18 protein-coding genes are annotated in these 18485 nt (G+C 74.4%); 10 read left to right on the forward strand and 8 right to left on the reverse strand.

Features of this window, described 5'->3' with window-relative positions:
• The first annotated feature begins 2 nt into the window (after positions 1 to 2).
• On the forward strand, positions 3 to 995 hold the full coding sequence (locus tag AMK25_RS16490; RefSeq protein WP_073829220.1) for an ABC transporter ATP-binding protein: 993 nt from the start codon (positions 3 to 5) through the stop codon (positions 993 to 995).
• A 6-nt stretch (positions 996 to 1001) separates the two neighbouring features.
• On the opposite strand, the gene AMK25_RS16495 is transcribed toward AMK25_RS16490, so the two are convergent.
• The 7 genes from AMK25_RS16495 to folP all read right to left on the reverse strand — a co-directional run bounded on the left by AMK25_RS16495 (position 1002) and on the right by folP (position 5709).
• On the reverse strand, positions 1002 to 1493 hold the full coding sequence (locus AMK25_RS16495; protein WP_073829221.1) for a hypothetical protein: 492 nt from the start codon (positions 1491 to 1493) through the stop codon (positions 1002 to 1004).
• Positions 1494 to 1576: 83 nt separating this feature from the next.
• Complete coding sequence (locus AMK25_RS16500; RefSeq protein ID WP_073829222.1) at positions 1577 to 1879, reverse strand: hypothetical protein; 303 nt, start codon at positions 1877 to 1879, stop codon at positions 1577 to 1579.
• 59 nt (positions 1880 to 1938) lie between these two features.
• Positions 1939 to 3171 carry an ABC transporter permease gene (locus AMK25_RS16505; protein WP_073829223.1) on the reverse strand — a complete coding sequence of 411 codons (1233 nt, stop codon included), beginning with the start codon at positions 3169 to 3171 and terminating at the stop codon, positions 1939 to 1941.
• A 115-nt stretch (positions 3172 to 3286) separates the two neighbouring features.
• Positions 3287 to 3775 (reverse strand): DUF3180 domain-containing protein, encoded by a 489-nt coding sequence (locus tag AMK25_RS16510; protein ID WP_104114026.1) that lies wholly within the window; start codon positions 3773 to 3775, stop codon positions 3287 to 3289.
• 85 nt (positions 3776 to 3860) lie between these two features.
• Entirely contained in the window at positions 3861 to 4388 is a 528-nt protein-coding gene (folK, locus tag AMK25_RS16515; protein ID WP_073829224.1) for a 2-amino-4-hydroxy-6-hydroxymethyldihydropteridine diphosphokinase, read from the reverse strand.
• Complete coding sequence (folB, locus tag AMK25_RS16520) at positions 4385 to 4744, reverse strand: dihydroneopterin aldolase (protein WP_043327897.1); 360 nt, start codon at positions 4742 to 4744, stop codon at positions 4385 to 4387. Before folB ends, folK begins: the two co-directional genes overlap by 4 nt.
• Positions 4741 to 5709 (reverse strand): dihydropteroate synthase, encoded by a 969-nt coding sequence (gene folP / locus AMK25_RS16525; RefSeq protein ID WP_241826373.1) that lies wholly within the window; start codon positions 5707 to 5709, stop codon positions 4741 to 4743. Before folP ends, folB begins: the two co-directional genes overlap by 4 nt.
• A gap of 359 nt (positions 5710 to 6068) precedes the next feature.
• On the opposite strand from folP, the gene AMK25_RS16530 reads away from it, so the two are divergent.
• From AMK25_RS16530 to AMK25_RS16560, 7 genes are read left to right on the forward strand one after another with little or no spacing between them, the layout of a single operon-like run.
• A complete protein-coding gene (locus AMK25_RS16530; RefSeq protein WP_013288976.1) occupies positions 6069 to 6383 on the forward strand; it encodes a hypothetical protein in 315 nt (104 codons plus the stop codon).
• A gap of 14 nt (positions 6384 to 6397) precedes the next feature.
• The gene (locus tag AMK25_RS16535; RefSeq protein WP_013288977.1) at positions 6398 to 6760 is read left to right on the forward strand and encodes a hypothetical protein; all 363 of its coding nucleotides are present in this window, start codon (positions 6398 to 6400) and stop codon (positions 6758 to 6760) included.
• Between the two features lie 49 nt (positions 6761 to 6809).
• Entirely contained in the window at positions 6810 to 10190 is a 3381-nt protein-coding gene (locus AMK25_RS16540) for an ATP-binding protein (RefSeq protein ID WP_073829225.1), read from the forward strand.
• Between the two features lies 1 nt (position 10191).
• Positions 10192 to 12135, forward strand: a complete 1944-nt coding sequence (locus AMK25_RS16545; protein ID WP_073829226.1) for a hypothetical protein — start codon at positions 10192 to 10194, stop codon at positions 12133 to 12135.
• Positions 12132 to 12692: a hypothetical protein gene (locus AMK25_RS16550; protein WP_073829227.1), complete on the forward strand. Its 561-nt coding sequence runs from the start codon at positions 12132 to 12134 to the stop codon at positions 12690 to 12692. The genes AMK25_RS16545 and AMK25_RS16550 overlap by 4 nt, the downstream gene beginning before the upstream one ends.
• Positions 12689 to 13864, forward strand: a complete 1176-nt coding sequence (locus AMK25_RS16555) for a M23 family metallopeptidase (RefSeq protein ID WP_073829228.1) — start codon at positions 12689 to 12691, stop codon at positions 13862 to 13864. The genes AMK25_RS16550 and AMK25_RS16555 overlap by 4 nt, the downstream gene beginning before the upstream one ends.
• A 10-nt stretch (positions 13865 to 13874) precedes the next feature.
• Entirely contained in the window at positions 13875 to 14474 is a 600-nt protein-coding gene (locus tag AMK25_RS16560) for a hypothetical protein (protein ID WP_073829229.1), read from the forward strand.
• Between the two features lie 7 nt (positions 14475 to 14481).
• Here the strand turns inward: AMK25_RS16560 and AMK25_RS16565 are convergent, their stop codons facing one another.
• On the reverse strand, positions 14482 to 15039 hold the full coding sequence (locus AMK25_RS16565) for a hypothetical protein (RefSeq protein WP_073829230.1): 558 nt from the start codon (positions 15037 to 15039) through the stop codon (positions 14482 to 14484).
• Positions 15040 to 15252: 213 nt separating this feature from the next.
• Between AMK25_RS16565 and AMK25_RS16570 the strand changes: the two genes are divergently transcribed.
• Both AMK25_RS16570 and AMK25_RS16575 read left to right on the forward strand, forming a co-directional pair.
• The gene (locus AMK25_RS16570) at positions 15253 to 17781 is read left to right on the forward strand and encodes an FtsK/SpoIIIE domain-containing protein (RefSeq protein WP_198937532.1); all 2529 of its coding nucleotides are present in this window, start codon (positions 15253 to 15255) and stop codon (positions 17779 to 17781) included.
• Complete coding sequence (locus AMK25_RS16575) at positions 17778 to 18479, forward strand: hypothetical protein (RefSeq protein WP_073829232.1); 702 nt, start codon at positions 17778 to 17780, stop codon at positions 18477 to 18479. The genes AMK25_RS16570 and AMK25_RS16575 overlap by 4 nt, the downstream gene beginning before the upstream one ends.
• Positions 18480 to 18485 lie beyond the last annotated feature (6 nt).

The raw sequence follows: 18485 nt of genomic DNA on the forward strand, positions 1-18485 counted from the left end.
ACGTGGACGGTACCCCGGGGAGCACCGCCGGAGGCGGCGCGGCGTCGATCACCCTGGAGCGCATCCGCAAGCGCTACCCGGACGGCACCGAGGCGGTACGCGAGCTGAGCCTGCAGGTCGGCGCCGGTGAGCTGGTGGTCCTGATCGGCCCGTCCGGCTGCGGCAAGTCGACGGTGCTGCGGATGATCAACCGGCTGATCGAGCCGACCGGCGGGCGGATCCTGCTCGGCGACGACGACGTCACACGGGTCGACCCGGTGGCGCTGCGCCGCCGCATCGGGTACGTCATCCAGAACGTCGGCCTCTTCCCGCACCAGACCGTCTCGGCGAACGTGGCGACGGTGCCGGGGCTGCTGGGCTGGCCGAAGCAGCGCACCCGCTCCCGGGTCGGCGAGCTGCTGGAGCTGGTCGGTCTCGACCCGGCGCAGTTCGGCCGGCGGTACCCGCACGAACTCTCCGGCGGGCAGCGGCAGCGGGTCGGCGTGGCCCGGGCGCTCGCCGCCGACCCGGTGGTGCTGCTGATGGACGAGCCGTTCTCGGCGGTGGACCCGATCGTCCGTACCCGCCTGCAGGAGGAGTTCCTGCGGTTGCAGGCCGAGGTACGCAAGACCATCGTGCTCGTCACGCACGACCTCGACGAGGCGGTCCGGCTGGGCGACCGGATCGCGGTGCTCTCCGAGGGCGGCCGGCTGGAGCAGTACGACACGCCCGCCGCACTGCTCGGCTCGCCCGCCTCGGACTTCGTCCGCGAGTTCGTCGGCGCCGACCGGGGCATCCGGCGGCTCGCCGTCACCCCGGTGACCCGCGCGGTGCTCGACCCACTCCCGACCGACGGGGGCGCCGGTCTGCCCACTGTGGCGCTCGGCGACTCCGCGTACGACGCGCTCGGCGCGCTGCTCACCTCCGGCGCTGAGCACGCCGTGGTGACCGAGGAGGGACGGGCGGTGGGCCTGCTCGCCCGCACCCGGGTGCTGACCCTGGGCGCGGTGGACTGAGCGGAATCAGGCCCGGCCGCCCAGGCTGGCCAGCCCGACGATCCAGCCCGCGAAGAAGCCGTACGTGACGCCGGTGCTGGCGGACTGGAACGCGGCGAACAGCGAGCCGTGCGGGCCGAGAAGCGTGGCGAGCAGGGCACTGAGCCCGGCGGCGAGCACGAACGCGCCCCAGCCGGAGAGGAACTGGCTGCCCGAGGACGCCACCCGGTCGACCTGCGGGCCGGGCAGCAGGTAGAGCAGCGCCGCGGCCAGCACGATCAGCAGGATCGCACGCAGGTTGGTGGCGAACACGCCCTCGTCGGCGTGCCACCGCCAGGACGGCCAGGCGAGCAGCCGCAGGAACCAGCCGCCCGCTCCGGTCGGGTCGGTGGCGCGCTGCGCCCAGTCCACGTACATCGGACTGCCGCCGACGGCGACCAGCAGGAACGCGGCGAGGGCGCCGGTGCCGGCGGCCGTGCCGTACCGGGAGACGGCGCGGGGGCGGTTGCTCAGAGCCATGCGGCGGTCAGTTCCCGGCCGGTCGCGCCGGGCAAACCTGCGCAACCGTCCGGCCGGCGCCGGCCGGCGGGCCGTCATCGACGTCAGTGCTTCATCAGGTAGTCGATGAAGGCGGCGCGCAGCAGCGGCGCGGACTCCTCGTAGCCGTGCCCGGTCAGCTCGCGCCAGAGCGCGTTCGCCTCGTCGATGGTCGGGCCGATCGAGTTCGGCGCGCCGTCCAGCGCGGCGGCCTCGTCCGCGTTGGGCAGGTGCCGCAGGACCGACCAGAAGAAGCCCACGTCGCGACGCTCGCGGGCCAGGTTGAACGCCTGCTCGCGCAACTCCTCGGTGGAGAGCTTGTCGAGCTCGTCGAAGGTGCGGCCGCCGGAGGCAGGAGTCTCGGTCATGCCGCCGAGCCTAACCGGCGAGATCAGCTCCGGCGCGCCGGACGCACGGCCCCGTCGGGTCAGCGCTCGTCCGCGTCCCAGCGCCGGGGCTCGCTCTCCCAGCGCGGGGCCTCCCACGCCTCCACCGGGGTGTCGTTCTGCCGTACCGGCAGCACCGACGGCCAGGCGTCGGCCGGCTCGGGCGCCGGGGTCATCCCCCAGCCGCCGCTTGTCGCGCCGTCCCGCAGCGGGCGGGCCGGCCCCGGCACCACGGCCGCCGGCGGCGCCGGGCGGGGCCGGCCGAACGTCTCCACCAGCCGGGTGACGAGCAGCCCGGCGCCGAGCGTGGCGCCGCCCAGCGCCCACCGGCCGATCGACCAGCCCTGCGGGACGGTCCAGGCCAGGAACATAACCACCAGGCAGACCGCGAGCATGGTGCCGAAGATGCCGCCGCGGCGCCCGTACGCGCTGGTGCCGCCGAGCATCACCGTGCCGACCGCCAGCACGGTCCAGTCCAGGCCGGTGCCGGGCCCGACAGCGCCGTCCCCGTTCGCGGCGATCAGCACCCCGCCGAGCGTCGCCAGCACCGTGGACCCGACGAGCGCCAGCGCGGTCACCGTGGCGGCCACCGCGCCGCGGCGGCGGGCCGGGTCGACGACCGGCCGGAACCGGCCGATCAGCCGGCGCACCGGCATCATCGCGGCGAACAGGCCACCGAGGACGGCCACCGCGGCGAAGCCGACGAAGAGGTACAGCGCGTTGCGGCGGGGGTCGTAGTCACCCTGGACCGCGACCGGCACGCTCCGGCGCTCCAGGTAGACGATCACGCCGGCCGCCCCGGCCAGGCTCGCCGCCCAGCCGGGCACGTGCAGCACCACCACGGCCAGCGCGAGCGCCAGCCCGGCCGCCGCCGCGATCGCGAGCGCCGGCAGCAGCGCCTCCCGCATGCCCCGGTCGCCCTGCTCGGCGAAGTGCAGCGCGGCGGCCAGCGCGACCGGGCCGACCGCCAGGTTCACCGCGCCGGCCCGCATGCTCAGGCCCGCGGCCAGGGTGAGCAGGCCGAGCGCGGCCACGTCGACGAGCAGCGTCTTCAGAGAGCCGCCGCGCAGCGCGTCCGCGTCCTCCCGCCAGAGCAGCCAGGTCACCGCCACCAGCGCGGCGAGCAGCACGAACTCCCAGAGCACGTGCACCGCGATGCGGTCCCGGCCGGGCTCGCCGTGCGCCGGGTCGTCGAAGACGTGCTCCAGTACGGCGGCGGGCACGCCGGACGATGTCTCCGGCGGCGTTGTCCGACCCGCGTCGTCGTACGCCATAGACCCGCGCCTCCCAGGTGGCCGCGTCCGGCCCACGGGCGGGCGGACCGTGGCGGCCGTCGCTCTCCGGTCGCCAGGGACGGTACCGCCGGGCCGGGGTGTGGGGAACCCCGGATCAGAGACGCCCGCGCGGCGTCTCGCGGTCGCCCGGCTCGCGGTCCTCGTCGTCCTCCTGCTCCGGCACCCGGCAGGAGCGTTCCAGCCAGAGCGCGGCGGCGACGAGCGCGAGCGACGCGATCAGACCGCCGAGCGCGGCGGGGCGATCGCCCTGGGCGGCGTTGGTCCGCTCCACGAAGAGCCAGCCGGTCAGGCCGGCGTAGAAGCCGGCGAAGATGGCCCCGGCCAGCGCGGACGCCTTGGCCAGCACCACGAACCGGGCGACCAGCAGCGGGTTCACCGGCTCCCGGCCGGGCCGCCGCTCGATCCGGCTGCGGGTGTTTACCGCCGCGTAGCCCTCCAGCACGGCCAGGCCGGCCAGCGTGATCACCGGAAGCCAGGGCAGGTCCGGCGCGAAGTCGTAGTAGAAGCCGCTGATCAGCAGCCAGGCCACCGCGGCGGCGGCCAGGCCGGCCACCACGAGCGTGGACGCCCGGGTCGGACCCATCCGGAAGCGGTCGGGCCCCTGCGGGGAGCGGTCGGTGCTCACCGCACCTCCTCAGCTCGCCACTGCCGGGCCACGCTCCACCGGGTCATGTGTCCGACTCTAGCGTCAGATCGGGTCGCGGGCTCAGTTCCAGGGCGTCACCGGCCAGCGGCTCGGCGTTGAGCAGATCGGTCAGCCAGCCGTGCCCGGGGAGCCGGCCGTGCGGCTCGATGTCGATCCACGGGCGCAGCACGAACGCGCGCAGGTGGGCCCGGGGATGCGGCACTGTCAGCTCGGGGTCGTCGCGGAGCACCGGCTGCCCGGCGTCGTCCCAGACCGCGATCACGTCCACGTCGAGCGTGCGCGGCCCGTACCGCCGCTCCGGGTCGCGGGCGCGCCCGGCCGCCGCCTCCGCGGCCCGGGCGCGGGCCAGCCAGTCCTCCGGCGCCGCCGCCGGGTCCGCGACCATCACCACCGCGTTCAGGTACGCGGGCTGGTCCGCGTCCCCCCACGGTGGAGTCTCGTAGACGCCGGAGACCAGCAGCACCCGGTCGCCGAGCGCGGCCACCGCGCCGCGCAGGTGGCCGAGGCGGTCACCCAGGTTGCTGCCGATCGACAGCACGGCCCGGGTCACCGGGTACGCCGCATGGTGACCGCCACGTCCCGGAAGGCGTGCGGGATCGGGGCCTCCGGCTTGTGCACCGTCACCGTCGCGGCGGCCACCAGCGGTTCGGCCAGGCACACCGCGAGCAGCCGGTCGGCGAGCGTCTCGATCAGGTTCACCGGCTCGCCGGTGATCACCGCGACCAGCCGCTCGGCCAGCTCGCCGTAGTGCACGGTGTCGGTCACCTCGTCGGAGCGGGCGGCCGGTCCCAGGTCCAGTTCGAGCACCGCGTCGACCACGAACTCCTGCCCCTGGGCGCGCTCGAAGTCGTAGACGCCGTGCCGTCCGTGCGCCCGCAGGCCGGTCAGTTCGATCCGGTCGGTCATCTGTCGCCTCCGCTCGTGCCGGTGGCCGCTTCCGCCGCCCGGGTGCCGCCGGTCGCCGCTTCCGTCTGCTGCCTGCCGGCGGCCGCTGCCGGCGGCGACGCGGTCGCGCGCCGTGGGCCGGTCGCGGTGGCGAGTCGCGGGCTACCGGTGGCCCGCCAGACGGCGAGCGCGTCGGCGGTGCCGCGAACGTCGTGCACGCGTACCCCCCAGGCGCCGGCCGCGACGGCGAGCACGCTCGTCGCGACCGTGGCGGCCTCCCGCCCGGCGGTGGGCCGGGGCTCGCCCGCCGCGTCGGCGAGCAGCCGGCCCAGGTAGGACTTGCGGCTGGCCCCGAAGAGCACCGGGAAGCCCAGGTCGACCAGCTCGGGCAGGCGGGCGCTGAGAGCCCAGTTGTGCGCGGCGGTCTTCGCGAAGCCCAGGCCCGGGTCGACGATGATCCGGTCGGCGGCCACCCCGGCGGCGAGCGCGGCGTCGACCCGCCGGCTCAGCTCGTCCCGGACCTCGGCCACCACGTCGGTGTACGTGGCCAGGTCGCGCATCTCCCGGGAGTGCCCCCGCCAGTGCATGAGCACCCAGGGACAGCCGGCGTCCCGGACCACCCGGGCCATGTCCGGGTCGGCGAGGCCGCCGGAGACGTCGTTCACCACGTACGCGCCGGCGGCGAGGACCGCCTCGGCGACCCGGGCCCGGCTGGTGTCGATGCTGACCCGGATGCCGGCGGCGCTCAGCTCACGGACCACCGGCAGCACCCGGGCGGTCTCGGTGGCCGCGTCGATCCGGTCGGCGCCGGGCCGGGTGGACTCGCCGCCCACGTCGATCAGGTCGGCGCCGTCGGCGCGCAGTCGCACCCCGTGTGCGACGGCCGCCTCCAGATCGGCGTATCTGCCGCCGTCGGAGAAGGAGTCGGGCGTGACGTTGAGGACGCCCATCACCACCGGGGTCTCCGCCCATACCAGATCGGTCACGGAGCCGACAGTACCGGTCGCCGGCAGGGCTTCCGGCGACCGGGCGAGCCGCCGACGCAGCAGCCCTGACATGCGGATTGGAACAGGTGTACGATCGGTCTTCCGGGCGATTCGGGGTCGACTCTTCACGGCTTGTCGCAAAGGTGGCCGGGCCGTACGCTTTGGAATTGCCCAGCATCGAGATGACGAAGCCTGGAGGGAGGGCCGAAGCGGGAAGAATCCGCCCATAACTCACCACCCAGCGTGGTGGGTCACGGACACAGCGTCGATGACTGCCGTGTCCGCCGAGCACCATCCCGCCAGGCTTGCCTACTTGCACCAACGCGGCACCGCCGGCCGCGACCTTGGGGAGGTTTCCAGTGATCGCCATCGAGCTCATGGCAACGGCGTCGAGCGCCGTGGACCACGCGCTCCACACCCTGGCGTCGACTCCACTCGCCGAGCCGGCTCCGAAGGGCATCGACACCGACAACGTCGTCACCTTCTTCGCCAGCAAGATCGCGCCGATCCTGCTCGCCGTCCTCGGGGTGATCTTCATCGGCCGGGCCAGCCGGGGTGAGATCTCCAAGGTGCTGACCAGCTCGGCCATCGCCATCATCGGCCTGGCCTTCATCGCCGGCGCCGCCACGCTCTTCTTCGTCGGCGACTACCTGATCAACCTGATCTTCGAGTAGGACGCTGGGCGACGATGCGGCTGCGCACCGACGACGACATCTACCGGGCACGCCTCGTCTACCTGGGGCCGCCCGGGTACACCCTTCCCGTTCACCTGCCGTACGCCCAGTACGGCCTGTTCATGCTGCTCGTACCCCTCTACATGTTCATCCACTGGCTGTTCACGCTCCAGGTCGAGCTCTTCCCCGCCTGGGAGATCTCGCTGGCGATCGTGACCACCTCGTTCATCTTCCGGTACGTCGACCCGGACCGGCCCGCGCGCATGGTCATCCGGACCGCGCTGACCGACTGGCGACGCACCCGGGAACCGGCCACCGAGCAGCGGGACCCGCGGCTCGTCGCGAGCCGGATCAGGATCCGGGAGGAACTGGCATGACCGGGCGTACGACAACCGTGCAGACGAACGACGCGGGTGAGGCGGTCGCATGAGTCGCTCTTCCACGCCGGGTCCCCCGGCCGGGCGTCCGGCCGGGCCGAACGGTAACCGTCAGCGATCGTTCGACTACCCACCGGACGAGGATCTGGACGAGGTCGTCCTGGACGGCGCGCTCGTCACCAGCCCGGGCCACGGCCGGGTCGGTGTCTTCCAACCACCGCGACCGATCACCCCCCGCGAGCCGGTACGCCCCGACGGCGACATCGACTCGCCCTTCCTCGACCTGTTCGGCGGCGCGCAGCCCCGGGTCCGGCGACCCGCCGCCCCCACGCCGCCCCCGCCGGTCGAGCCGGTGGTGGCGCCGCCCCGCCGCGGCGTCGGCCGTGAGCCCCTGCCGATCCCGCACCAGCACGCCGCGCCGGTCGAGCCCGCGCCCCGGGCCGAGCCGGAGCCACCGGCCCGCCAGCAGGCTCCCGGCGTACGCGCGATCGGGCGTCCCCGGCCCGAGCCGGTGCGCGCCGTGCCCCTGCCCGTCGAGCCGCCCCTGCCCGACCCGCCTGCCGCGCTCGCCCCGCCGCCGCCGTCCCGGAGCCGGGTGCCGCAGCAGGCCGGTGACCGGCTGCCCGCGCTCCGGCCCCCGGCCGAGCCGGAGCCGGCACTCCCGCCGCCCCCGCAGATCGCCGCGCCCGGACCCGCACCCGCCGAGTACCGGGAAGCGGACCTCGCTCCGGCGGAACCGCTCGCGACCGGCGCAGCGCCGGCGCGGGAGGTCGGCCGTCCGGAACACCGCGAGATCGCGCCGCCCCGGCAGCGCACGCCGGAACGCCGGAACCGGCCGGCGAAGCCGGTCCGGGTTCGCGCCCCGAAGATCAAGTTCGGTGACCGGGACCCGTCGGTCGAGCTGGCCATCACCGAGATCGCCGGCCACCTCACCTTCACCCCCAACACCGTCACCGCCTGGTACTGGCTGCCCGAGGTGCGGTGGGCGTTCCGGCCCGACGCCGAACGCGAGGCGCTGCTCTCGGCGATCTCCGAGCAGTACGCCGGACTCGCCGGCTTCCGGCTGCACCTGCGCCGCACCACCCGGCCGTTCCCGGCCGACGAGTGGGCCCGCACCATCGACGCGCACACCGCCGCCCCGCTGCCCGACGTGCCAGGCACCACCGGCTGGGCCGACCACCTGGTCGCCGCCCAGCGGCACCTGATGGCGGTCAACCACGCCGAGGGCCAGACCTACCTCGGCGTCACGTTCGCCCGCCGGTCGCTCGGCGACTCGCTCACCGAACGCCTGCTCCGCACGTTCGGCCGGGGCACCGCCGACGGCGAGCGGCGCCGGCTGAGCCGTACCGTCGAGCAGTTCGACGAGGTCCTCGGCGCGTTCGGCATGCGCGGGCGGCGGGTCACCGCGCCCGAACTGGAATGGCTGCTCTACCGCTCGGTGGCGCTGTGCATGGCGCCGCCCGGCGTCCTGTCCCCGATCACCAACGGCCGGTGGGAACGCGGCGACCTGCTGGCCCTCACCGAGCAGGTCGAGCGCTACCGCACCCCGTACGGCTCGACGGTGAAGCTGGTCAACCGGATGACCGGCGAGGAGCGGCACGTCGCCGTGCTCGCGGTCGGCCGGATGGAGCCGCTGGAGATCCCCGAGCGGCACGAGCCCTGGCTGCACTTCCACGAGCGGCTGCCGTGGCCGATGGAGCTGTCCACCCGGGTCGACATCCTCGGCCCCAACGACTCCTTCCGGAACCTCGAACACCGGCTGCGGATGATCCGCTCCCAGCAGCTCGACTACGCCGAGCACGGCATCGACGCCCCGCCGGAGCTGGAACGCCTGGCCAAGCGCGCGCTGGTGATCGGCGACGAGATGACCACCGGCCTGCCCGTCGACTCGGCCCGGGCACACGGCTGGCACCGCATCGCGGTCGGCGGCCGGACCCGGGAGGAGTGCCTGGAGCGGGCCCGGCGGCTCATCCAGCTCTACTCCCGTGAGCTGCGCATCTCGCTCCAGCATCCGAAGAACCAGGACTGGCTGGCCCGCGAGTTCATCCCCGGCGAGCCGATCGCCAACACCGGCTACGTCCGGCGGATGCCGGTCAACCTGCTCGCCGCCGCGCTGCCGCAAGCAGCGTCCACTGTGGGCGACCGGCGGGGCGACCTGATCGGCCGGACCGCCGGCACCTGCCGCCGGCCGGTCTTCCTCGACCTGCACTTCCCGATGGAGGTACGCGAACGCTCCGGCCTCGCCGTCTTCGTCGCCGAACCCGGTGGTGGCAAGTCGACGCTGCTCGGCGCGCTCGGCTACCTGTCCGCGCGGCGCGGCGTGCAGGTGACGCTGCTCGACCCGTCCGGCCCACTGGCCCGGCTCTGCGCCATGCCCGAACTCGCCCCGTACTCCCGGGTGCTCAACCTGACCGGCTCGGAGCAGGGCACGCTGGCGCCGTACGCGCTGATCCCGACACCGCTGCGCACCGAGTTCGGCGCCGGGGCGGCCGGTGACCGCGAGTTCGAGATCGCCGTGTCGAACGCCCGCGCCGAGCGCCGGATGCTGGTGCAGGACATCTGCATGATGCTGGTGCCGCCGCAGGTGGCCCGGGAGGCGTCCACCGCCACACTGTTCCGGCACGCCGTACGCCAGGTGCCCGCCGAGGAGACCTCGACGCTCGACGACGTGGTGACCTGCCTCCAGGGGCTCGACGACGACGCCGGCCGGGAACTGGCCCACCTGCTGCTCGACACCGCCGAGATGCCGCTGGCCATGCTGTTCTTCGGCCGGCCGCCGGAGGGGCTGCTCGGCGCCGACGCCGCCCTCACCGTCATCACCATGGCCGGCCTGCGGCTCCCCGACCTCAAGATCGAGCGGGAGTACTGGTCGGCCGAGGAGGCGCTCGCGCTGCCGATGCTGCACACCGCGCACCGGCTCGCCGTACGCCGCTGCTACGGCGGGTCGATGTCCTCCCGGAAGCTGGTCGGCCTCGACGAGGCCCACTTCATGGAGGGCTGGCGCTCCGGCCGGTCATTCCTGGTCCGGCTCGCCCGCGACTCCCGCAAGTGGAACCTCGCCGCGCTCGTCGCCTCGCAGAACCCGAAGGACATCCTCGGCCTCGACGTGCAGAACCTCGTCTCCACCGTCTTCGTCGGCCGGATCGCCGAGGACAGCGAGATCGCCTCCGAGGCGCTGCGGCTGCTGCGGGTGCCTGTCGACGACGGGTACGAAGCGACGCTCGCCTCGCTCTCCCAGGCCGACAGCGGATCGGCCAACCGGCTCGGCTTCCGTGAGTTCGTCATGCGCGACGTCGACGGGCGCGTGCAGAAGGTCCGGGTCGACGTGTCGTACGTCGACGGGCTGCTGGAGCACCTGGACACCACCCCCGCCGCGGTCGCCCAGGCCGCCGGGATACTGCCGACCGTCCTGGCTGATCTGGAGGCGTGACATGGCGAGGGCCCGGGCACGGATCGCGGCGCTCCTCCTCGCGCTCGGCGTACTCGCCGGGGCCACGATCTCCTGGCCGGTGATCGGGGCGGCCACACCCGCGTACGCCGCCGCGCCGGTCACCCAGGCGCGGGCCGAGCTGTGCAGCACCAAGGAGTGGCAGGCCGACTTCCGTGCCTGTGTCGGCCGCCTCAAGGCGGTGAGCGAGGACCAGGTCGAGTGCCGCAACGCCCCGGTGCCCGCCGCGCCGGACTCGGGCCTGGCCGGCTGGTTCGCGTCCCGGCCCGACTCGGCGAAGGAGCTCGGGCCGAGTGGCCTCTACAGCCACTACGGCTACGCCGGATACAGCTACAACACGTACGACGTCGACGGCGGCTGCGCCTCCTCCGTGCTCCATCCGGACTACCGCTTCACCACGATGGTCGCCAACGGCGAGTTCATGTTCGCTAATGCGATGATCGGCGCGTCGAACGCGCTGCGCGAGCGCGCCTGGGACCCGCGAACGATGTGGAGCTGGGCGGACCCGCTGGTGGAGCAGGCCACGAAGGCCGTCTACCAGAAGGTTTTCAGCGTCTTCGGCATCATCACCGTCTGCGTGGTGGGGCTCTACCTGCTCTGGCGGTCCCGCCAGTCGGACATGAGCAACGCGATGACCACGGCGGGCTGGGCCCTGCTGGTGATGGTGGCGGTGACCGCGCTGGCCGCCTGGCCGGTCAAGTCCGCGAACATCGCCGACAACACGCTGATCACCACGCTGGGCGTGGTGCACGACGCGGTCGGCCCCACCTCCAAGACCGTTCCGCCGGACAAGTGCGTACTGCCGAACCCGAGCGCCTGTGTCGACAAGCGGCCACCCGCCGTGCGCGCCAGCGACACGGCTACCGAGACGATGCTGTACCGGAACTGGCTGCGCGGTGTGCTCGGCTCGGCGGACAGCGAGACCGCGAAGAAGTACGGCGAAGCGCTCTACGACGCGAAGTCCCTGACCTGGGAGGAGTCGGAAAAGCTCCGCCAGAATCCGGCAACCCGCGAGGGCACGATCAAGGCCAAGCAGCAGCAGTGGGCCCGTGTTGCCGAGCAGATCAAGACCGAGGACCCGGAGGCGTACGAGTACCTCCAGGGCACGCGGGACATGGACCGGATCGGAGCCGGGTTCATCGCGGTGCTGGCCTCGGTGCTCTTCGCGATGTTCGACCTGACCGCGTCGCTGCTGGTGCTGCTCGGCTTCCTGATCTTCCGCTGGGCGGTGATCGCCGCGCCGATCCTCGGCACGGTCGGCCTGATGCGCCCGGCCAGCGCCGGCCTCCGGCGGCTGGCGAACGCGGTGGTCGCGGCCGTCTTCAACATCGCCATCTTCGGCACCGGCGCGGCCATCTACCTCTTCGCCGTCGACCTGATCATGAACACCGCCACGCTGCCCGGCTGGCTCCAGGTGGTGCTGGTCTGGCTCTGCGGGGTGGTCGGCTGGTTGCTGTTGCGGCCGTACCGGCGGATCACCCAGCTCGGCGGCAAGGACAGCAGCGAGGCGGTCAGCTCGGCCGGTTCCTGGCACCGGCGGTTCTTCCGGGACATGCGGATCGCCGCCCGGCTGGACGTGGCCGAGCCCGGCGGCACCAACGAGCCGACGATCGGCAAGCGCCGCACCGTCACGGCCGACCAGCGCAGCCTCCGGCCGGAGGCCCGGCACGAGGATCCGGCGCACAGCGCCACACCCGCCGGACGGGAGCGACCGGACGGGCGGGAACGGCCGGAGGGGGCGCCCGCGAGCGGACGGCCGGGCGGGAGTCCGACCGGTGCGCCCCGACCCCGGCGCGCGCCGTCGACCTGGACCGAGCCGGACGTGCCGGAGGAGGCACCCTCCTACGCCGTCTACCGGCCGGACTCGGCGGGCCGCGGCACCGCCCCGGCCCGGCCGGCGCCGCGCATCCGCTCCGAGGCCCGGTGAGTCCGGTGCGGCGCGCGCTGGAGTTCCTCTTCACCCGGATCCTCCGGTCGAGGCTCGGGATCGCCCTGGTGATCGCCGTGCTGGTCTTCGGGGTGATCGGCGCGGCCCGCCTGGTCGGCGGCCCCGTCGACTCGGGTCTCGGCCTGACCAGCCGCCCCAGCCAGCCGATCAGCACCGCGGATCCGGAGGCTGGTGACGACGGCGTGCTGGCCAGCCCGCCGACCGCTGTCGCCCCCAAGACCCGGCCGGGCGAGGCCACGCCGGAGCAGGTCGCCGGACGGTTCACCACCGCATGGCTGAGCGGCCCGGGCAGCACCGGCGACGCCTGGCAGGCCCGGCTCCGACCGCTCTCCACCCCGGCGCTGGCGGAGAAGATGACAGACTCCGACCCGGAGACGGTGCCGGCACGGAAGACGACAGGCGCACCCACGCTCCGGCCCCGGACCGAGTCCTTCGTGGAGGCGCTCGTTCCGCTGGACAACGGCACGCTCCGGCTCGAACTCGTCGCGCCGGACGGCCCCTGGCTGGTCGACGCCGTCGACTGGGAGCGGTCATGACCGGCGGCCCGGCGGTCGCCGGACAGGTCCGCCGGAAGTTGCGGGTCGGCGTGCTCGCCACCGCCATCACGGCGGCACTCGCCCTGCTCTGCTGCGTCGGCGGTGCCGGCGCCTTCTTCCTCACCGAACTGGGCGGCGACGAGGACGACCCGAAGCTCGCGGCCCTGAACTGTGACCCGGCCTACCAGGTGAACCCGACCGGGGACATGCCGCGCTTCGCCGAGTACGGCGAGGGCCAGCTGCGTAACGCCGCGGTCATCATCAAGGTCGGCCAGGACATGAAGGTCCCCGCCCGCGGCTGGGTGATCGCGCTCGCCACCGCGATGCAGGAATCAGCACTGCGCAACCTGGCGAACAGCACGGTCCCGGCGTCGCTCGCGCTCCCGCACGAGGGAGTCGGCGCCGACCACGACTCGCTCGGCCTGTTCCAGCAGCGGCCCGGGTGGGGCAGCGTCGAGCAGCGGATGACGCCCTCGTACACGGCCCGGAAGTTCTACCAGAAGATGGTGAAGGTGCCGAACTGGCAGCAGCGCCCGCTCACCGTCGTGGCCCAGCGGGTCCAGGTGAGCGCCTACCCCGACGCCTACGCCAAGCACGAGGAACTGGCCGGACGCATCGTCGACGCGCTCGCCGGCGGTGCCGCCCGGACCGTGGAGATCGCTGGCAAGGCGGTGTGCGACGCGGCTGCCGGAGACCGGATCGCCGCCTCCGGCTGGACCGCGCCGCTGCCCGGCGGCGTGGTCTCCGGCTTCCGCACCACCGCCCGTCCCAGCCACCACGGCGTGGACCTGGCCGCCTCGAAGGGCACGCCGATCCACGCCGCCTCGGCGGGCCGGGTGCTGGTGGCCCGTTGCGACCCCGACCGCTCCGGGCGGAAGGACTGCGACCGGGACGGCTGGCCGAACAAGGGCGGCTGCGGATGGTTCGTGGACATCCTGCACGCCGGTGGGTTCATCACCCGCTACTGCCACATGGTCGAGCGACCCCGGGTGGTGCCGGGTCAGTCGGTCGCGGCGGGCGAGGTCATCGGGCTCTCCGGTAGCAGCGGCAACTCGTCCGGCCCGCACCTGCACTTCGAGGTGCACAGGAACGGCGACCGGTCCAGCAACGGCGCGGACAACCCGGTGCCCTTCATGCGCAAGCGGGGCGCGCCCCTCGGCGAGACCGAGTGAGGCCGGGCGGATGAGCAATCCCCTGCCCGACCCGTTCGCCGACCGGCCGGACTGGGCGCCACTGCCGCCCCGACCGGTCGAGACCGTTCCCGCCACCGGCGGCGCCGAGCTGCGCGGCCGCCGGGTGCTCGTCGGCCTGCCCGGTCTCGGCTGGCGCGGCGACCTGCGGGCCGACGAACGGGTGGTGCAGGGCAGCCGCACCTACGTGCCGGTCATCCCCGAGCACGAGTGGTACCGGGCCGAATCCGAGCAGGTGGAGGTGTTCGCCCCGCTGGTCCCAGTGGAACGGGTCTGGGTGGAGACGATCGGCGAGCGGCCCTCGCCGACCGCGCCGACCGCCTCGGGAATCCGGCTGGTCTCGCTGGACGCCCCGAACCGCCGGCCGCCCACCCCGGTGTTCGAGGCCGACGCGGTGACCGGCCGGCGCGTGGTGCATGTGGACAGCGGCGTGGAACGGCGTGACCTGCGCGCCGTCACGGAGACCTACTCCGGGGCGGACGGCGACATCTGCGTCCGGGTGGCCCCGGAGCTGGAGTGGTACCGGTGGGCCTGGCGCGGCCAGGCACCGACCACGCTTGAGATACCGGTGCACCTGCTCTGGCTGGAATAGCCGGAAGTCAGTCGGCACGCTGCGCGGAGCAGACGCCCCAGCCGTCGTCGCGCCTCGTCTCGAACCGCCACCTCTGTCGATCTCTCTGTGAGATGCCCTCGACGGAGGCGGAGATGATGAGTTCAACCTCGACCACTGCGGACTCCCCGGACTGCTGGACGGCCAGCGGGCCCCAGCTCACCGAGATCGTCGTGTTGAAGCGCTGCTCTCGGGCTACGAGGTCTTCGCGAAGCGCACGCAATGCGTCAGCGTCCGCTCTCCCAGCGCAGTCGAATTCCTCAGCTCTCGTGTCGTTGCGGTCCACGAGGAAAGCTCGCAGATAGTTGTCGACCACGACGTCGGGGGTGCTTCGGTCCGGGGCCGTCGCGCGGTCGTACAGCACGAAACCGACCACCGCGCCACCCGTGCACAGCAGCGCCAGCACCCCCGCGACGACGGCGATCACGGTACGCAGCGAACGCTTGGGGCGTACCGGTGCGGGAGCGGGCGCGAAGGGCGCCAACTGCTCCGGCGGGGTCCGCTGCGCCGGTACTCGGGACACCTGGGAACCGGCGGGGGGCTGCACTGATTCCACCTCCTGAGGCTATCGGCTGCGCGTCGCGTACCCAATGCCTGGAACCGGCGGATCGTGGCGAACCGCCGGGCGGACGCCGCCCGGCGGCGGGGTGAGGCTGCTCACCGCCGGTCAGCTCACCGCGCCGACCGACATCCCGGTGGACGGCCCCCGGCTGGGTTACCGTCACACCTCGGGGAGGAGATGTCGGCCTCGGGAAGAGAGGTGGACGCGGTGGCGACTCCGAAGGCGCGCGCCGGCCGGGCCGCCGCGCTGCACCGCCGGGCCGAGGCCGCCGCGACGGCGGCGGCGGGCATCCTCGACGAGATCCGGCCCGCGCCGGCGGACCATCACCGGCAGTACGAGCTGGCCGAGCGCCTGCGCGCGGCGGCCGAACTGGCGGCGCCGGATTGGGCCGGCGGTCCGCTGGAGACGTTGACCGCGGCGACGCCACCCGGTGACGGCCCGCCGCCACTGGTCCGGGTGGGCTCCGCCGCGCCGCTCGACGACGCCCGGTTCCCCGCGCTCGCGCCCCTGTTCGGCAGCGGCCACGTGAGCCTCGACACCGACGCCTCGGACCCTCGGGTGGCCGGGCTGCTCCGGGCGCTGCTGCTGCGCGTGTTCGCGGCGACGCCGGCGGGCGCGCTGCTGGCCCGTGCGGTGGACGGCGGTTCCGGTGCGACCTTCGCCGGGTACGCGACGCTCGCCGACGCGGGTCTGCTCCCTCCGCCCGCCACCGACCTCGCGGGGATGCGCGCGGTGCTGGCCGAGGCGGAGCAGTGGGTAGCAGCCGGCACGGCCCGGCAGCGGGCGCACGACCGGACGCTGCTGCTCGTGGTGGCCGCGCTGCCGGAGGGCACGACAACAGCCGACCTGGACCGGCTCGCCGGCCTGGCCGAGGGCGGGCCCCGGGCCGGGCTGCATCTGGTGGTGGCCGGCTGGCCGGACGGCGGTGCGCTGCCGCGCGCCACGGCGGTCACGGTCCGTACCGCGTACGCGCTCGTCGGCGATCCGCCCGGCGCCGGGTTCAGCAGTCCCGGCGCCGAGCCGCCGGGCGGGCTGAACTCGCCGGTGTTCCTGGACGAGGATCCGCCCGCCGAGCTGGTCGCCGCTGTGTGCGCGCGGCTGGTCCGGCAGATCGAGGACGGCTCCCGTCTCTCGCTGGGTGACCTGCTCCCGGCGGACGGTTTCTGGACGGACGGCTCGGCGGACGGGCTGAGCACCACTGTGGGTGACGCCGCTGGGCGCCCGGTCAGCCTCGGTTTTGCCGAGCTGACCCCGCACTGGCTGGTCAGTGGCCGCGGCCAGGCGGGCCGGTCGGCGTTCCTGACCGACGCGCTGTTCGGGCTCGCCGCCCGGTACGGCCCGGACGAGCTGGCGCTCTACCTGGCCGACCTGGCCGACGGTGAGTCCTTCGTGGAGTTCCTCCAGACCGAGCGGGACCGTTCCTGGGTGCCGCAGGTACGCGCCGCGGGGATGGCGGCCGACCGGGAGTACGTGGCCGACCTGTTCGGCGAGCTGGAGGCGGAGTTGCGCCGCCGCGAGGAGGCGTCCCGGCGGGCCGGCGGGCAGCGCTACGCCGAGCTGCGGCAGCACCAGCCGCTGCCCCGGATCGTCTGCGTGATCGACAACTTTCCGCTGGTGTTGCGCGAGCGGGACCGGCTCGCCACCGACCTGCTGACCCGGCTGGACGCGCTGGCCCGGGCCGGCCGGTCGTACGGCATCCACCTCGTGCTCGCGGGCGAGGGTGACCTGGGCATCGGCGGTCCGCGTGACCCGCTGCTCGGCCAGTTCCCGGTCCGGGTGGCGCTGCCCGGCGGCTCGGCGGTGCTGGAGCCGGCGAACGACTCGGCGGCCGGACTGCCGGTCGGTAGCGCCGTGGTGAACACGGCGGGCGGTCTGGGCGGCCCGCGCGGCGCGACCCGGGGACATGAACGGATGATCCGTTTCCCGGACCCGTACGAGGACCCGGATGTCCTGGCCGGCCTGCGGCGACGTCTCTGGGAGGCACGGGGCGAGTCGGCGACGCCGCCGGTGGTGTTCGCCGGGTACGCCCGTCCGCTGCTCGCCAACGACCCCCGGCACCGGGCCGCGCTGGCCGGGCGGGCCCACGCGCCCGCCGCGTTGCTGGGCCGGGCGGTGGACGTGCGGCGGTCCACGGTGGCGGTGCCGCTGGGGCCGGGCGCGGGGCGCAACCTGGCCGTCCTGGGCCGGGACGAGGAGGCCGAGCGGCTGCTGGTGACGGCGGTGCGCAGCGCGGCCGTGGCGCATCCGGGCACGGCCCGGTTCGTGCTGGCGCCGCTGGCGAACGGGTCGGCCGAGCCGGCCGGGGTACTCGCCGCGGAGTTGGCCGGGCGGCACCGGGTGGAGACCGTCGACGCGGCCGGGCTGCGAACCGCGATGACGTCGGACGAGCCCGGCTACCTGGTGGTGTTCGGGCTGGACGTGCCGGACGCCGAGGAACTGCCGCCGGAGCTGCTGCGGTCGCTGCTGCTGGAGGGGCCGCCGGCCGGGCGGCACCTGCTCGGCTGGTGGCGTACGCCGGCGCCGCTGGCCGGGCTGCTCGGCCCGGAGGGCGAGGTGGACAAGCTCACCGCCGTGGCGGTCACCGACGTGCCGGGCGGGCGGCTGGAGCAACTCTTCGACCGTCCGGTCTGGTGGCGGCCCCGGCCGGGACGCGCGATGCTCTGGGACGGCCCGGACGAGCAGGGCACCGTCTTCGTGCCCTTCGGCGCCGGGGAGGGGTCGGCATGAGTGAGACCGGCACGACTGTGCCCGGGCCCCGCAACGGCGAACCGACAACCGCGGCGGACCCCGCCGAGTCGGCCTGGGCGGAGTACGTGGCGGCCGCGCGGGCGCTCGACGGCGTACGCCGGGCGGCGGCCACTGCCGCCGGGGAGCAGGCGCGGTCGGTGGCGGCGGCCCGCGAGGAGCTGACAGCGGTACGTGAACGGCTGGCGCCGCAGCAGTCCCGGCTGCGTGAGCTGGGCGTACCGGCGTTGTCGCTGGTTCCGACGCCGCCGGAGGTGACCGAGGCGGCCCGGTCGATGGCGGGTGGGCCATCGGCGGTGCTGGCGGCGTTGCGCGCGGCCGGGGACTGGGCGGACGCGGCGGACGACACGCTCGCCGCACGTGGCCTGCCCCGGTTGGCGCGCTGGCCGTCCCGGCCGCGCAACCTGCTGGTGTACGGGCCGCTGGCGCTCGTGGTGCCGCTGCTCCAGCTGGCGCTCTACGCGGTCGCCGGGCCGGGGGCGGTGACGGTGCTGGCGCTGCTGGTGGGGCTGCCGCTGCCGGCTGTCGCGTTCATGCTGGGCTGGCTGGCGGTAGGGCGGATCTTCCGCCCGCGTCCGACCGACCGGGTGGACCGCACGCCCCGGTTCGGCGCCCTGGTCTGCCTGATCCCGGCGGTGCTCACCGCCGCCGGCCTGCTGCTGGCCATGCTGCCGAACTGACGACGG

The sequence above is a fragment of the Micromonospora sp. TSRI0369 genome, assembly GCF_001905625.1.
Classification (GTDB): Bacteria; Actinomycetota; Actinomycetes; order Mycobacteriales; family Micromonosporaceae; genus Micromonospora; species Micromonospora echinospora_A.

Coding starts and splice junctions, on each gene's coding strand:
- AMK25_RS16495 (WP_073829221.1), bottom strand. CDS start 1,493: ATGGCTCTGAGCAACCGCCCCCGCGCCGTCTCCCGGTACGGCACGGCC.
- AMK25_RS16500 (WP_073829222.1), bottom strand. CDS start 1,879: ATGACCGAGACTCCTGCCTCCGGCGGCCGCACCTTCGACGAGCTCGAC.
- AMK25_RS16505 (WP_073829223.1), bottom strand. CDS start 3,171: ATGGCGTACGACGACGCGGGTCGGACAACGCCGCCGGAGACATCGTCC.
- AMK25_RS16510 (WP_104114026.1), bottom strand. CDS start 3,775: ATGGGTCCGACCCGGGCGTCCACGCTCGTGGTGGCCGGCCTGGCCGCC.
- folB (WP_043327897.1), bottom strand. CDS start 4,744: ATGACCGACCGGATCGAACTGACCGGCCTGCGGGCGCACGGACGGCAC.
- AMK25_RS16535 (WP_013288977.1), top strand. CDS start 6,398: ATGCGGCTGCGCACCGACGACGACATCTACCGGGCACGCCTCGTCTAC.
- AMK25_RS16540 (WP_073829225.1), top strand. CDS start 6,810: ATGAGTCGCTCTTCCACGCCGGGTCCCCCGGCCGGGCGTCCGGCCGGG.
- AMK25_RS16545 (WP_073829226.1), top strand. CDS start 10,192: ATGGCGAGGGCCCGGGCACGGATCGCGGCGCTCCTCCTCGCGCTCGGC.
- AMK25_RS16555 (WP_073829228.1), top strand. CDS start 12,689: ATGACCGGCGGCCCGGCGGTCGCCGGACAGGTCCGCCGGAAGTTGCGG.
- AMK25_RS16560 (WP_073829229.1), top strand. CDS start 13,875: ATGAGCAATCCCCTGCCCGACCCGTTCGCCGACCGGCCGGACTGGGCG.
- AMK25_RS16575 (WP_073829232.1), top strand. CDS start 17,778: ATGAGTGAGACCGGCACGACTGTGCCCGGGCCCCGCAACGGCGAACCG.